The organism is Bacillus gaemokensis (assembly GCF_001590835.1).
In the GTDB taxonomy this organism is placed as follows: domain Bacteria; phylum Bacillota; class Bacilli; order Bacillales; family Bacillaceae_G; genus Bacillus_A; species Bacillus_A gaemokensis.
Genome location: NZ_LTAQ01000006.1, coordinates 32,779 through 47,846 on the forward strand (window position 1 = coordinate 32,779; position 15,068 = coordinate 47,846).

The 15,068-nt window shown below is 33.4% G+C and carries 13 protein-coding genes and 1 pseudogene; 9 read left to right on the forward strand and 5 right to left on the reverse strand.

The window, feature by feature from the left end:
• Window positions 1-456 precede the first annotated feature (456 nt).
• Window positions 457-2,004: a recombinase family protein gene (locus AZF08_RS08705; RefSeq protein WP_033675746.1), complete on the reverse strand. Its 1,548-nt coding sequence runs from the start codon at window positions 2,002-2,004 to the stop codon at window positions 457-459.
• A 122-nt stretch (window positions 2,005-2,126) separates the two neighbouring features.
• Between AZF08_RS08705 and AZF08_RS30715 the strand changes: the two genes are divergently transcribed.
• On the forward strand, window positions 2,127-2,294 hold the full coding sequence (locus AZF08_RS30715; protein WP_167332923.1) for a hypothetical protein: 168 nt from the start codon (window positions 2,127-2,129) through the stop codon (window positions 2,292-2,294).
• A 94-nt stretch (window positions 2,295-2,388) separates the two neighbouring features.
• Here AZF08_RS30715 and AZF08_RS08710 read toward each other — a convergent pair whose 3' ends face one another.
• Window positions 2,389-2,766 (reverse strand): helix-turn-helix domain-containing protein, encoded by a 378-nt coding sequence (locus AZF08_RS08710; RefSeq protein ID WP_033675745.1) that lies wholly within the window; start codon window positions 2,764-2,766, stop codon window positions 2,389-2,391.
• A gap of 40 nt (window positions 2,767-2,806) precedes the next feature.
• Here AZF08_RS08710 and AZF08_RS31735 point away from each other — a divergent pair, with 40 nt between their 5' ends.
• From AZF08_RS31735 to AZF08_RS29750, 7 genes and pseudogenes are all read left to right on the forward strand, one after another.
• Window positions 2,807-2,938 (forward strand): hypothetical protein, encoded by a 132-nt coding sequence (locus AZF08_RS31735; protein ID WP_265182914.1) that lies wholly within the window; start codon window positions 2,807-2,809, stop codon window positions 2,936-2,938.
• A 55-nt stretch (window positions 2,939-2,993) separates the two neighbouring features.
• On the forward strand, window positions 2,994-4,448 hold the full coding sequence (locus AZF08_RS08715; protein ID WP_033675743.1) for a recombinase family protein: 1,455 nt from the start codon (window positions 2,994-2,996) through the stop codon (window positions 4,446-4,448).
• Window positions 4,445-6,013: a recombinase family protein gene (locus AZF08_RS08720; protein WP_033675742.1), complete on the forward strand. Its 1,569-nt coding sequence runs from the start codon at window positions 4,445-4,447 to the stop codon at window positions 6,011-6,013. Before AZF08_RS08715 ends, AZF08_RS08720 begins: the two co-directional genes overlap by 4 nt.
• Before the next feature lie 391 nt (window positions 6,014-6,404).
• The gene (locus tag AZF08_RS08725; protein WP_033675740.1) at window positions 6,405-7,061 is read left to right on the forward strand and encodes a hypothetical protein; all 657 of its coding nucleotides are present in this window, start codon (window positions 6,405-6,407) and stop codon (window positions 7,059-7,061) included.
• Between the two features lie 2 nt (window positions 7,062-7,063).
• Window positions 7,064-7,894 carry a serine/threonine protein kinase gene (locus AZF08_RS08730; RefSeq protein WP_153019502.1) on the forward strand — a complete coding sequence of 277 codons (831 nt, stop codon included), beginning with the start codon at window positions 7,064-7,066 and terminating at the stop codon, window positions 7,892-7,894.
• Window positions 7,894-9,075: a hypothetical protein gene (locus AZF08_RS08735; protein WP_033675737.1), complete on the forward strand. Its 1,182-nt coding sequence runs from the start codon at window positions 7,894-7,896 to the stop codon at window positions 9,073-9,075. Before AZF08_RS08730 ends, AZF08_RS08735 begins: the two co-directional genes overlap by 1 nt.
• A 32-nt stretch (window positions 9,076-9,107) precedes the next feature.
• A pseudogene (locus AZF08_RS29750) lies at window positions 9,108-9,263 on the forward strand (sporulation protein YhbH); the annotation flags it as partial.
• A 333-nt stretch (window positions 9,264-9,596) separates the two neighbouring features.
• On the opposite strand, the gene AZF08_RS08740 reads toward AZF08_RS29750, so the two are convergent.
• From AZF08_RS08740 to AZF08_RS08750, 3 genes are read right to left on the reverse strand one after another with little or no spacing between them, the layout of a single operon-like run.
• Window positions 9,597-10,460: a transporter substrate-binding domain-containing protein gene (locus AZF08_RS08740; RefSeq protein ID WP_033675736.1), complete on the reverse strand. Its 864-nt coding sequence runs from the start codon at window positions 10,458-10,460 to the stop codon at window positions 9,597-9,599.
• 44 nt (window positions 10,461-10,504) lie between these two features.
• Window positions 10,505-11,158, reverse strand: a complete 654-nt coding sequence (locus AZF08_RS08745) for an amino acid ABC transporter permease (RefSeq protein WP_033675734.1) — start codon at window positions 11,156-11,158, stop codon at window positions 10,505-10,507.
• Window positions 11,139-11,804 carry an amino acid ABC transporter permease gene (locus tag AZF08_RS08750; RefSeq protein ID WP_033675733.1) on the reverse strand — a complete coding sequence of 222 codons (666 nt, stop codon included), beginning with the start codon at window positions 11,802-11,804 and terminating at the stop codon, window positions 11,139-11,141. Before AZF08_RS08750 ends, AZF08_RS08745 begins: the two co-directional genes overlap by 20 nt.
• 289 nt (window positions 11,805-12,093) lie before the next feature.
• Between AZF08_RS08750 and colA the strand changes: the two genes are divergently transcribed.
• Window positions 12,094-14,979, forward strand: coding sequence for a collagenase ColA (gene colA, locus AZF08_RS08755; protein WP_033675732.1), 2,886 nt, complete (start codon window positions 12,094-12,096; stop codon window positions 14,977-14,979).
• The last annotated feature ends 89 nt before the right edge of the window (window positions 14,980-15,068 follow it).

Below are 15,068 nucleotides of genomic sequence, written 5' to 3' on the forward strand. Positions count from 1 at the left end.
GGGCTGGATTATTGTATCAGGCTCATGCCTTTTAAGGGTAGAAGGAGCATCTGTGTCCAGAAGCATAAAGTAGATTCTAAATAAAGGGTAAAACATTATAATTGTCGATACAAGACCGTCTAGTGTCAGAAAATCTACACTTATTACAATGATTACTGGCTCAATTAAATCACCAGTAGGATAAATAAAGTGAATAGATTATATGAGAATGGATTGATAAAGGGAGAAAATGGAGAAAGAAGTAAACTTGATTATTTAGGTTTTGTTACTGATGGAAAAACAGTAAAGATACGTGAAAAGAGTTTGTTTAAATATCATACTTGTGCTTATAGAAAAGCAAGAGTATGTAGGAATGTTACTAACAAGTAGGGACTTTTGGAACATAAAGAATCAAAACCTAAGCTATGATTACTTATTTTTCAAGAAATAGATAGCTCAGATTTTGGGTTTCAATATTTATATTCTAGTGTATAATTCAACTACAAATTCATCTTTTCTTTGCCAACTTTTCTTTCTTAAATACGTTGCCTTTTCAAGAACTGATTTAAGAAGGCGATTTTTCTTTTCTATATCTTCAGTCGTATAGTATGCTTCTAATACGTTTTTAATTTTGGGAACAAATTCATATATATGTTTTTCTTTTTCTAATACACGCTTAATTTCGTACTCAAGTTGTTCTATTTCTTGTTGTGTAGTTTTTAAACGTATTACAATGGATTTCTGTCGTTCTAAAAAAGTTTCAATATTGTATATACCCTTCTCCAACAAATCATGGAGGTTATTTTTTTGCTTTTGTAAATCGTTAATTTGTTGCGATTTGTTCTCTAAAGCTTTTCGTTGTAGCAAAATGTTATTTTGGGGTTTCTTTTTTTGTACCATATTCTCCTGTATCTCAAAGCTTTCAATAATTTGTTTTAATCCATCAAGTATGCGCTGTTCAACAAGTATTAAGGATGCCCCTTTTTGAATTCCTTTACAAGATGGTTGTACACAACGCACTTGAGGATTGGGACGATCTTTCCGTGGTTGATAAAGCATGGAATGACCGCATAGTTCACATAATAAGATGCCTGCCAATGGATTAGAAAGTTTTTTTGTTTTGGTTGTTGGTGGTCTCCAGCGTTTACTATGTGCCATGTTGGCTTTTTGAAATAGTTCTTCCGATACAAGCGAAGGGTGAGCATGATTGTGTCGTTGCCATCTTTCTTTTGATACCTTTTTACGAATATATTTTCCATTTTGTTTAATATAACGTATTTTTCCCCAAATAATGTGACCAAGATATACTTCATTTTTGATAATAGATGAGATAGTTGAAGGATTCCAATACTCACCTTCAGGTGGAGAAATTCCTAGTCTATCTAGTTTTTGTGCAATTGCCTGTCTTCCCATTCCATCAGCCATGTATTCAAAAATTTTAGGTATCACCCAGCTTCTTTCAGAATCAGGATAAAGTTTTAAATTATCATCTCGTAAGTACCCATAAGGAGGAACACGAGAGATGGATTTTCCTTCTTTTGCAGAAGCCCTTCTACCACGCTGCATACGCTTAACAATTGTTTTCAACTCTTCTCGAGCAATCAAAGATTTTATACTGAAGGTTAACTCTTGATTTTCATCATTGGGGTTAATGACTTCTGTTGGTGTAATAATGAATGTTTCTGAATAGCGAAACACACGATAAATGGTTCCTTGGTCTACCATATCACCACGACCAAGGCGGTCTAAATCCATCACCAATACTGCATCAGCAATGCCAGTTTCCACTTCACGAAGAAGCTTTTGCATCATTGGCCTTTCAGATATATATTCACCCGAAACAACTTCTTCAAAAATATCGATAATATTGTGATGCTCCTTATGAGCGAGTTCTAATAACTGAGTTCGATGACGCTCAAGCGTATCGTAATGTTGTCCGTGTTCCATTGCCTTTTTTTCTTCTTCTAGGTCTTTTCGGCTTTTACGTAAATAGATAAAGACATCGAGTTCTTGTGGACGATACATTTGTTTCACCTACCAGCTTGTCTAGTATTATTGTTATGAATATGTATGGGTAGCTTGTCTTATGAAAATGATAGTTCGTCTTTTTCCTTGTTTTGCATACATATAGTGCAAGGGGGGATATGATGAAAGAATTTCAGTTTGGTAATACAAAAGTCATTATTCATTCGCCACTTGCATCAATGGAAAAAGAAGAACAAAAAGAGTGGTTTCAACAAGAATGGGAAAAGAGAAACCCAGTGTTAAAGTCGATAGTTGAAGCGGCAGTAAATTGTCAAGAAGAGGAAAAGTAAAAAGAGCATTCTCTTTTCTTAAGAGATATGCTCTTCTTTTTTTGTCAAATTATTCACTGACATAAATAATTATTTTTTATTGTGAATAGCTTCTTTAGTTCTGTAAATAATAATCTTGATCATTGCTATGTGGAGTAGGTGATGCTTGAGATAAATTAATTCCTCTTTCTAAAGTTTCTAATAAGTAATATCCGAATGCTTCATCTTGCTGGATCAAGTTATGTAGTAAAGTGCTTGCACGGGTGATTCTATATTTTGTCTCATCTTGTATTAATGAGAAGTTATCCATTGTAATGAGTTGAAGTTCATCTTGCAGTTTTTGTAGTAATGAAAGTTGAATGGTATCCGTCTTTCCAGTTTCAAGGTTACTTAAATAGGCTGGTGATACGCCAAGTTGCTTTGCAAAGGTGTTTAGTCCAATGCCTTTTTGAGTACGAAGTGTACGAATGTGTTTACCAAGTTCATGTAGCATACAATTAACCTCCAAGGATTTATTGAAAGGAATCAATAGAATGAAGAAACAAAAGAAAATTACAATTACATCAGTAAGTTATGTTCATGATCCAGAATCAGCTCAAAAGTGGTTTGAAGCATATGTCAAGATTGTTGAAAAAGAGTTAGTCAAAGTAATTAAAAAGGACTAGCCACTATTTTTGATACATACAGTGTAAATAGAACATCACGAGAGGAGGTCCTGAATTGAAGACAGTTGCATATTATAGAAGTTCAATTGATTCACAGGAAAACTCAATCGAAATGCAACAAAATTCAGTTCTTACTCGCTCCATTGATATGGCATTGATTATCGATGAAGAATATATTGATGAAGCGGTATCAGCCCGAAAAGTCAGTTTAAAAAAGCGTCCAGCCCTACAAAAATTACTACAAGATATCAACAATAATGATGTCGGAACCTTATTCTTATTTAAGCGAGATCGACTAGCTCGAAATGTGATGGAGTATTATGAAATTTATCAAATACTAAGAAACAAGAAAATAAATGTTATTTTAACTGCACCGAATGAGCCGCCAGTGTACTACACACCAATTGGTGAATATCTTGAATTAATTATGGCGGGTATGGCTCAACGTGAAGGCGAACAAATTATTGAACGCTTAAAACAAACATTAAAGTCAAATTTCCAAAGTGGAAAAAACCCAGGACATCTTCCGTATGGTTTCAAATGGAATAAAGAAACGAAAGAGATTGAATTGGTTGATAAACAAGTACAAATTGTTAAAAGGATTTATCAAGAACTTGTATCCGGAAAATATGAATCCTTGAAAGAGCTTTGTAGTGTATTAGGCTTGAAGGAAAACGGTAAGTCTTGGACTTCGTCCGATATAAGAAAAATTGCATTAAACCCGACATATATTGGATTGCGTACTATGAATATTTTTGGTGAAGATGTTACTAGTAAATATGAAAGACTGTCCATTATTGATAAAAATACATGGGAAAAAGCATGTAGTATTGTCACCATTTTATCTCCCAAAAAGACTCATCAAGATTATGTATTTGAACAAGTGTTATTTCCATTGAAAGACTTACTAATTTGTTCGAAATGTAATGAATCATTACAAAAAGTAAAGGCTAGAAAAAAAGAAAATTTAAAGTATAAATGTTTAAATCATTCTGCGGTTTATGTTCTGAAGAGTACAATTGAACCATTAATCTTCGAACGTTGTAAGGAATATTTTGATAGCTTACTTACTTCCCATTTTCATGAACTATTCGATCGATATGAACAAAATGCTAAAAAACAAATAAAACAGAAAATACAAACCATTGAAGAGAAAATCCAGCTTATGAATGAAAAGTTAATTACAAAAGTAGATACGTGGTATCACGAAACTGATGCGCCTTATAAGGATCAGAAAGAAGTCGAAATTATGGCGCTGTATGATGAGCTGGCAAAATATAAAAAACAAAAAGAACAGGTAACACAGGAATTAAGTGATGTAAAGCAATTACGTGAAAAGATAAGTAATTATCAATCCGCTATGTCGTTGTCCTATGACGAGATAAAGGAGAATCGACAGTTAGGTTCCTTTTTTCAAGATTTAATACAACAAGTTAAAACTGACGGAAAGAACTGCGAAATTGTTTTTAAACACCCATTCTTACGTACTCAAGAGGTGTTAACATCATGAAGCTTTCTCATATATTACAACCAAATATGAAGGCTGCTTTTTATGGCCGTCATTCTACGGATAAACAAGATATGGATATGCAATTGAATTCCGTTATGGAAGTGATTCGCAAATATGATTGTATTCATACTCATTCTTTTCTTGATAAGGCTGTTTCCGCTCGTAAAAATAAAATTACAAGTAGGAAAGAACTTGAAAATATGTTTGAAGCGGCAAAAAGAAAAGAATTTGATTTTGTCATTGTTTATAAAAGTGATCGCTTGGCCAGAGATCCTCTTGAGCATCAAACGATACGTATTGTCATGAAGACACTAGATATTCCCATCATTATTAGTTCAACCGAAAGTGTGTACAATACTGATACTGACTTGATTGTGCAACTTATGGAAGATGGTTTTACTAAATATGAAGTTGACACCATTATTGCAAGAACACAATCAGGATTAGAAAACAAAGCGAAACAAGGAAAATGGCTTGGTGGTAAACCACCGTTTGGTTACACATACGATAAAAATAATGGGCAGTTTATTGAACACCCCGACGAGCTTTGTTATGTAAAGGAAATCTTCAACTTGTATTTAAATGGTCACGGGTTTCAGTATATTGCTAATACATTTCCTAATGGTTCCCGCCGCGGAAAAGATTGGGGGAAAGAGAATGTAAAGGCGATTATACTCAATCCTTTTTATTGTGGTTTACTATCATGGCGACGACAAACAGATGGAAAATTAAATGCAAGGGATATTTGGATTGAAGCACCGAACCACTATGTGAAACCAATCATTTCGCGAACTACATGGGAATCATGTTGGTGTATATATTCAGAAAAACGTAGTGGCAACATGGTGCCTAAGCATTACAAAACAAGTTTTCTGCTGCAAGGACTGCTTTCTTGTGAAAAGTGTCAGGAACTCATGAAAGCAAAAAATCAACAGACAGTCAGTTCTACAAATAAAAAATATGGAGGGAAAATTTATTTCTGCTCCAACTGCAAATTAAGAATAGAGGCAGACCTCCTTCATGATAGAGTAGTGAATCAAACACTTACTGATGTAAAAATAAGTGGATTTCATAATGTGTATCATGCTATAGAACAAAAAATTCAGCATGAGATACAAGAACTGAATAACAATATTCAAAAGCATCAGTGCCTCTATGAAAACTACACCATCAAACTTCACAATATTACAGAAGAACTCAAACAGCGTATGAAAAATAATGATGATAAACGTTTTTTGAAGTCCTTAGCGATTTATCGTTTGGATGTACAGCGAAAGCTAGATGGTGTCACACAGCAAATCAATGACTTTAAACAGCAAATCACTCTCAAAGAAAAAGTCGAGAAAAGTAAAGAAACATGGTTACATACTTTGAATGAAGTATTTCAAGATGATGTCAAGCTTCAAGAAATATGCGATATGGATAAAAGACGATTTTTATTACCTCTCATTCAATCTGTATCCATTAAAGAAAATAAAAAACGTAACGAATATGATATTTCATTACAGTTACGAACGGATTTTTCAAAGCGTGATGTAAAAAATCAAATCAGCTTGATTTTGTAAAACAGCTATCGAGATTGATGGCTGTTTTTTTACTGTTTGTGATATCGGTTTTTAGGTTGAACTGTGGATAGAAAAATTTCTTTTACTCGGTGGTTAGGGGGGAGTGGTATACCACTCCCTCCTAATTACCGAGTCTGATGCTCTTGAGAAAGAGCACGTATCTTTAGGATAAAGGGTTTGTCTTTGTTTATTATTATGGACAGCAATTTGAGCAAATAAACACTTTCGGTAATTTAGCAAGGATAACACTTTTGCGTATTTTTTTTCTCGGTAATTAGAGATGTTATTATAATGTCTCCCCGGTTTATTTATTAAGTGAATACCATATTTTTTGAAAGTTGATACATCAATGTTAATATTATACAATTGTGATATAAATGGAGGTATAAGTATGGATTGGCATACTGAAGCAGAACTTGTACAAGCATTTGTGAATTCTGCTAATAAATTTGTTAAAGGACCAAGTCATGTACTAAGGGAAGTTCGTACGGGATATGGTATACCCGATATTTTGGTTATAGAATATGATTTAGATGTTATAAAGAAAAGAAAGCAAAAATTCAAAGAGGCACTTTCTGTTGATGCATCATATCTTATGGCTTATTTAGCTGAGAGAAGATGGGTGTCTATTGAAAAAATAGTAAAAGCATTAAATCTAAAAAGAACAACAGTGTTTAAAAATATTAGTGAGTTGTATGATAGGGAGCTTATAGAAATCAGTGGGAACTTAATAAAGGCACGTCCTCGTCATGAAATATTGGCTGTGAAGAGATTACTGGTGTTTGAAGCTAAGTTAAATCAATGGAAAGTGGCTATAGATCAAGCTGAAAGGAACCTATGGTTTACTAATGAATCATATATACTGTTGCCTTATAAGGATACAGGCCTTACATATAGTATTATTTGTGAATGTGAAAAACGGGGAATAGGACTTAGTTTTTTAAGTCCAGAGAGAATTTTGTCTATCAAAGTAAAACCATCAAAGAAAAGGCTAATAAATTCACCTTTGTTATGGACAATCAATGAAAAATTGTGGGGGGAAAACTAAAAGTGGATAATGTAACTTTAGAGAATTTAAGCAAAGCATTTCCGGACTTACAATTAGAAAAAGAGCTAGGGAAAGGTGGACAAAAAACAGTATATAAGGCTGAAACGAGTAATGGGGATGTAATAGCCTTAAAAATTATTCATCCTGATCAAGATATAGAACGAATTACTCGTGAGGTAAATGCTGTAGCTCAATTTAAATCAGAGTTTTTTCCTGAAATTTTTGATATAGGAAAAAGAACAATTGGTTCAAGAGAATTTGTTTTTGTGGTAGAAGAATTCTTGGAAGGACAGGATCTTAGAACCGTATTGAGAAGTGGAAAATTAAGCTTGAACGAAGCTATAGGAATAGGCGCACAATTATTACAAGCACTTATTGAAGTTTTTGAAAAGGACATGGTTCATAGAGATATTAAGCCTGAAAATATAATAATAGGACCGAATTCAAGAGTGGTTTTACTGGATTTTGGGATAGCTCGTCACTTATCTATGCAAAGTTTAACACAAGATTTAGCCATTTTTGGTCCATTTAGTCCAGGATATGGAGCACCTGAACAAATTAAGAATGAAAAAAGAAGCATTTCTTTTCGAACGGATTTATTTTCTTGGGCAGTTGTTATGTATGAAATGATTAGCGGAACTAATCCATTTATTGCTGGTTGTACAACTGGTGAGGAAATTATCAGAAAGACTTTAGGTTATGTCCCTCCTACTATTCCTGAATGCCCTAGTGACATTATGAAAATATTAAACTGGTGTTTAAATAAACCTTGTCATAGAAGGCCTCCGAATCCGTACATTGTTTTAGAGAAACTTAAGGAGGTATGTTATTAATGAATCGCTTTTATCTACAACAAGGACATGGCATGCTTGCATTAAATAGGGAATTTGTAGAAAAGAATTCAGAAGTAGGGATAATTTTATCACCTAGAAATTGCAAAAGGGAACAAATTGAAAAACATGCCAAGGAATTACATAAGAGAAATGCAGCTGTATTATTTGACCCACAATTTTATCAACCTCGTACGGAGAGAGAAAATATATTGAATTATCCTTATTGGAATGGAATCAGTTTTGAAACAGTGAGTTTTTTACAATCTGGATCTAGAGAACTATGTTCAGGTATAATACGTTATCAAGTTGAAGAACTGGAAGTGGATGAAGTTATTTTACCTGGTCGCTATACTAATGCAGTTAATGAAGAATGGTTAGAGATGCAATATTCTATTGTTAATACAGCAGCATCCATGAATTTAGATGAACTTGTATATACTACACTGGCCTTGGGACCAGATGTTATTGGACAAAAGCAAGTATTTGATCGAATTGTTAATGAGGTAATTCAATATCCTGTTGATGGAGTGTACATTGTTTTAAATACCCCATCATATTTAGTAAATGATGAGATATACATTTATAATTTATTAGATGGATTATTAAGTCTTAAACTTGCTGGCAAAAAGGTATTGGTAGGCTATGCCAATCAGCAAGCATTAATTTTTGCTGGTGTAGGAGTTTCTGGATTAGCAACTGGAAACTTTCGTAATGTTCGTAAATTTAATCCAGAAACATTTGATGTTCCATTAGAAGATAAAAAACCACAGAGAGCTACCTGGTATTATGATGGGCAAACATTGTCAGAATACCGTATTCCAGCGTTAGCATTAGCTTATCAAAGGGGATTAAAGGGGAACTTCGGACCATTAAGTCCCTATACTAAGGAGTTATTAGAGTCATCTAATCCTACACATATTAAATGGGGGGAGAGAGAAGCTTTTAGGCATTATTTAACTCTTATGAAACAGCAATGGGAGCAGGTTAATAAAAAACCAGTGAGTCAACGTATTCAAGAAGTTATAAAGTTATTAGAGGAAGCTGAAGAGAAATTGAATGGTTTAGTAGAAAATGCTTTTCGACCAGGTGAAAGATCTTTTATAAAATGTTTTGAACCTACATTAAATGCAATAACAGCGTTAAATGCTGATAGAGGATATGAGCTAGAATTATTGGATTAGTGTGCCTTTTTTATATTTGAGTACATCCCCGCCAACTAAACCAGTATAATCGCCACAGTACGCTTATGTCAGCATATAAAAATATTAAAGATGAGAACTTTAGATATTACATTTTAAAACAAAAGGCTGATGTATTTCATGCAATGAAAAGCTTTTTTAGAGAAGAATCAGGTGAGAAAATGGCATGACCCCTTTTTTAAGGGGTTTTTTTATTATGTGTAAAGAATAAGAAGGAATTGTATTAGAACAAAACCTATAAAAAGACAGGTTTTAAAGAAAAGTCTTGTTTAGAGTACTATACAATAAGTATGTATCCTGCTAATCGTGGGCAGTAAGACTCCTAAATCAAAATTCAGCGAATGCAAAGAAGTTAGGTGGGGAATCAATTGCCCGTAAAAGCCTGATTGGTGAGGGTTAATAATCAGTGGGGGATGAAGAAAATCTCGACTGATTAAAGTTTCACTTTATAGGTTGTTGATGATAAAAAAGAGCCTGATGAAATTTAAATTTCATCAGGCTCTTTAGTTTACTTTCCCGCCTTCTGTAATAACGGATTCAGGTTTTACTTGTGGACCAAACTCATCTTTTAAATGTGTCTCATATAGTTTATGAAGATAGTTTTCTTTTCCTAATGTTTCAAGTTCTTTATTTACCCAATCATATATTTCTTTATTTCCTTTTTTCACTGCAATTGCAATCTGTTCTTCGCCACCTAGTTTGTCTTTTAGTAAGTGGAAACCAGGATTTTTGTTTGCCCAAGAAAGAAGAACTAAGTTATCTTGTGCGTATGCATCAGCGCGACCGTCTTTTAGGGCTTGCAATGCTTCTGTATTTTTATCAAATTTAATTAATTCTACATTCTTCATGTTTTTTGTTAAATAAATATCTGCAGTTGTTCCTTTTGTCACGATAACTTTCTTACCTTCTAACTCTTTAACAGATTGAATAGGACTGCCGTCTTTAACAAGTACTTGAACAGCGACCTTTAAATGAGGATTTGTAAAATCGACTACTTTTTTTCGATCCTCTGTTGCAGTCATATTAGCTAAAACGAAATCAACTTTATCAGATTGTAAATAGGGAATACGACTGGCTGCTTCAACTGGAACAAATTTAACTTTAGATTCATCACCTAATAAATCTTTAGCAAATCGTTTTGCCATATCAATTTCGAAACCAATATTTTTTCCGTCTTTATCGATATAACCAAATGGTGGCTTATCAGTAAAGACAGCAACTACTAGTTCACCACGAGCTTTTATTTGCTCGATTTTTCCGCTTTCCTTTGAGGATGTTTTTTCGTTTTTTTTATCACTAGAACCACAAGCTACTAACAGAACTGAAAGTAATCCAATAACAATAAATAATAGCCACTTTCTAGCAATGGAGTTGTCATATTTTGTTCTCCTCTCAAACTTTAGTATTTAATCTATATCCATTTTGTTTCTAGTTTTCGAGACCACATGGATAATGGATAGCAAAGAAGAAAATAAAAGACAAACAAACAACCATAGATGAGGAATACTTCACCAGTTCGTTCTACAATTTGTTGCCCAGCTTTGATTACTTCTGTCACCCCAATTAAAACGGTTAAGGATGTTGTTTGAATAATACGGATAAAGATATTCATTGTAGCTGGAATCATCCGCCGTACTGCTTGTGGAAGAAGTACGTATCTATATAGTTTCCTTTTATTCATACCAATGGATTTACCGGCTTCTACCTGTCCTTTCGGTAAAGACTGCAAGGCACCCCTTACAATTTCTCCAATTTCTGTAATCCCCCATAATGATAATGCGATGACTGCTGCGAGAGTACTTGGAATATCTATTCCAAGAGCAAGCGGTAGACCAAAGAAAAAGAGAAATAACCAAACTAAGATCGGGATAGAACGAAATAATTCAATATAAGTTCTTGTAATGAAGCGAATTATACGGACTCTTGAAGTACGGAAAATTCCGAATATAATTCCTCCAGCAGTGCTAATCCCAATTGTATATAATGCAATTAGTAATGTTTGTTGTAATCCTTTTAGCAATTGGGGAAGGGATTGTATTAATAAATCAATGCCCGAACTGTCCATGTTGTGCTCTCCTTTCTATCCAAGATAGTAGAAATGATAGCGGCACAAAGAGAAAAATATAGGACGCCGTTAACATAATAAGCATCTCAGATGTTTTGTAATAAATGGATATTAAATTTGTTGTTGTATATAGTAATTCAGGAACAGCGATAGCAGAAACAATAGATGTTTCTTTTAATAAAAAGATAACGTTGGCAAATAAAGCTGGTGCTGAAATAGTGGTCGCCTGCGGTAAAACAACAAATCGAAATAGCTGCCATTTATTTAGCCCAATTGCATATCCTGACTCTACTTGATTTTTTGAAATAGACTCGAGACCAGAACGAATGACCTCTGTCATATATCCACCGCCTAAGAAGCACATTGCTAATAGAGCAATAGAGAAATTAGATAGTTTAATCCCAAGTGATGGTAATCCAAAATATAAGAAAAACAATTGGATAAGAAGCGGTGTATTACGCGCTATCTCTACATAAGCTCGCACAAATTTATGTAGTATCCGAATACGAAAGAACAAGATTAAACCATTTATACTGGCGATAAATAATGAAATAATAATAGCAATACCAGCAATTTTTAAGGTTAAAATGGCACTATCGATAAAAAGAGGAATCTGTTCTTTCATGAAGCCAATGTCTAGTTCCATACATATAACCTCCTTTCATCTGGATATAAAGAAAAAAAGATTTAATAAAAGGTAATTTGTGTAAAAGAATTCAATTTATTTCCTTTGTAATAGCACATAATTCCTATAAATCAAGTCGGTTATAAAAATAAAAAGAATTTTTCGGAATTTATTCTATTCTTATTCAAGGAGTAGTTCATTATATGTTCAAAGTATATTTAGAAATAATATGAAATATTGCATTTTATATTATTTTATAAAGATAATATGGTATTTTCTTGTTTGGAATATATAACTAGGAGGATTTACCATGAAAAAGAATATAAAGTTTAATCCACTAATTCTTGGTATCAGTACAATAGCGTTATCGCTGGGAGGATTGCAATCAGAAGCTTTCGCAGCAGAAAAAGAACCAAATAATGTGTTGCAGATGAAACCAATCGGGATAGAAACTTCAAAAGATGAAATTGTACATGCTACAAAAGAAGATGAAACACTATCTCTTGAAAAACGTTTAAAAGTAGGAGATTTTTCACAGCGGCCAGCTCCAATTATGAAACGAGCAGAAACAAAACAATTACAGCAAAATTATTCTATGACAGAGCTTAATAGAATGAGTAATGATGAATTAATTGATACGTTAGCTAATATTCGCTGGGATCAAATTACAGATTTGTTCCAATTTAATCAAGAAACGAAAGTGTTTTATCAAAATAAAGAGCGAATGCAGATTATTATTGATGAATTAGGTCATCGTGGAAGTACATTTACAAAAGAGGATACAAAAGGTATTGAAACGTTTGTTGAAGTATTACGTTCAGCTTTTTATGTTGGATTTTATAATAAAGAGTTAAGTTATTTAAATGAGAGAAGTTTTCAGGATAAATGCTTACCAGCATTAAAAGCAATTGCAAAAAATCCGAATTTTAAACTTGGTACAGCTGAACAAGATAAAGTAGTATCTGCGTATGGAAAATTAATTAGTAATGCTTCTAGTGATGCTGAAACAGTGCAGTATGCGGCAAATATTTTAAAACAGTATAATGATAATTTCTCTACATATGTAAGTGATCGTATGAAGGGACAAGCTGTATATGATCTCATGCAAGGGATTGATTATGACATGCAGTCTTATTTGTATGATACGCGTAAAGAACCTAATGCAACAATGTGGTTTGGAAAGATTGATAACTTTATAAATGAGGTTAGTAGAATCGCACTCATACGAAATGTAACAACTGAAAATAGTTGGTTAATTAATAACGGTATTTATTATGCAGGACGTTTAGGGAAATTTCATAGTAATCCAAATAAAGGGTTGGAAGTTATTACACAAGCAATGCATATGTACCCTCGTTTAAGTGAAGCTTATTTTGGAGCAGTAGAGCAAATTACAACAAATTATGGTGGGAAAGACTCTAGTGGGAATACAATTGATTTAGAGAAAGTACGTGAAGAAGGTAAACAGCAGTATTTACCGAAAACGTATAAATTTGATGATGGATCTATTGTATTTAAAACAGGAGATAAAGTAACAGAAGAGAAAGTTAAGAGATTATATTGGGCTGCCAAGGAAGTAAAAGCACAATACCATCGTGTAATTGGAAATGATAAAGCACTAGAACAAGGAAATGCGGATGATGTATTGACAATAGTGATTTATAATAATCCAGATGAATATCAGTTAAATAGACAATTATATGGATATGAAACAAATAATGGCGGGATTTATATCGAAGAGAAAGGCACTTTCTTTACATATGAGCGCACGCCGGAACAAAGTATTTATAGTTTAGAAGAGTTATTCCGTCATGAGTTTACTCATTACCTACAAGGAAGATACGAAGTTCCTGGTTTATTTGGAAGAGGGGACATGTATCAAAATGAGAGATTAACTTGGTTCCAAGAAGGAAATGCAGAATTTTTTGCAGGATCTACGCGCACTAATAATGTTGTTCCACGGAAAAGTATAATTAGCGGGTTGTCATCTGATCCTGCGAGTCGTTATACAGCGGAGCGAACGTTGTTTGCGAAATATGGATCATGGGATTTCTATAATTATTCTTTTGCATTACAGTCCTATTTATATAATCATCAATTTGAGACTTTCGATAAGATTCAAGATTTAATCCGAGCAAATGATGTAAAGAATTATGATGTATATCGTGAAACTTTAAGTAAGGATTCGAAGTTAAATAAAGAATACCAAGCATATATGCAACAATTGATTGATAATCAAGAGAAATATAATGTACCACAAGTATCGGATGATTATTTAGTAAAACACGCACCAAAGGCGTTAGCTGAAGTGAAAAAAGAAATTGTAGATGTTACGAATGTAAAAAATGCAAAAATTACAAAACATAAATCTCAATTCTTTAACACATTTACAATAGAAGGCACGTACACAGGTGGTGCATCAAAAGGTGAATCTGAAGATTGGAAAATGATGAGTAAGCAAATGAATCAAGTGTTGAAACAGCTATCACAAAAAGAATGGAGCGGCTACAAAACAGTTACAGCGTATTTTGTTAATCATCGTGTGAATGCGGAAAATCAGTTCCAATATGATATTGTGTTACATGGTATTGCAACGGATGAGGGAGAGAATCAAGTACCGAATGTAAATATAAATGGCCCATATAATGGAACTGTAAATACAGCAATTCAGTTCAAGAGTGATGGTTCAAAAGGTGAGGATGGAAAAATAGTCTCTTACTTATGGGATTTTGGAGATAGAAAAACAAGTACGGAACCTAACCCTATCCATGCATATGAGAAGGAAGGAACTTATACGGCAACGCTAACAGTAAAAGATGATAAAGGAAGAGAAAATAAAGAACAAACATTAGTCACTGTAAAACAAGATACACAGACAGATATAAGATCTGAAGAAGGGAAGAAAATTTCCTTTAATACAATTGTAAAAGGAAAGCTTGTTGTCCCTAATCAGACAGACATTTACACGTTCGAGGTTACATCACCAAAAGAACTAAATATTTCGGTTATAAATGAACAGCAAATTGGGATGACCTGGGTACTTCATCACGAATCAGATATGCAAAATTATGTTGCTTATGGTCAAGCTGATGGAAATGTTATAAAAGGACAATACGAAGCGAAACCAGGAAAGTATTATTTATATGTATATAAATTTGATAATGGAAATGGAGCATATTCATTATTAGTAAAATAAATCCATTTCCGATGTATATATAACTTTACTTTTTGTGGGAAATAGTATATTATATAGATATACAATATAACAGTTATTTTCTAGGAGGA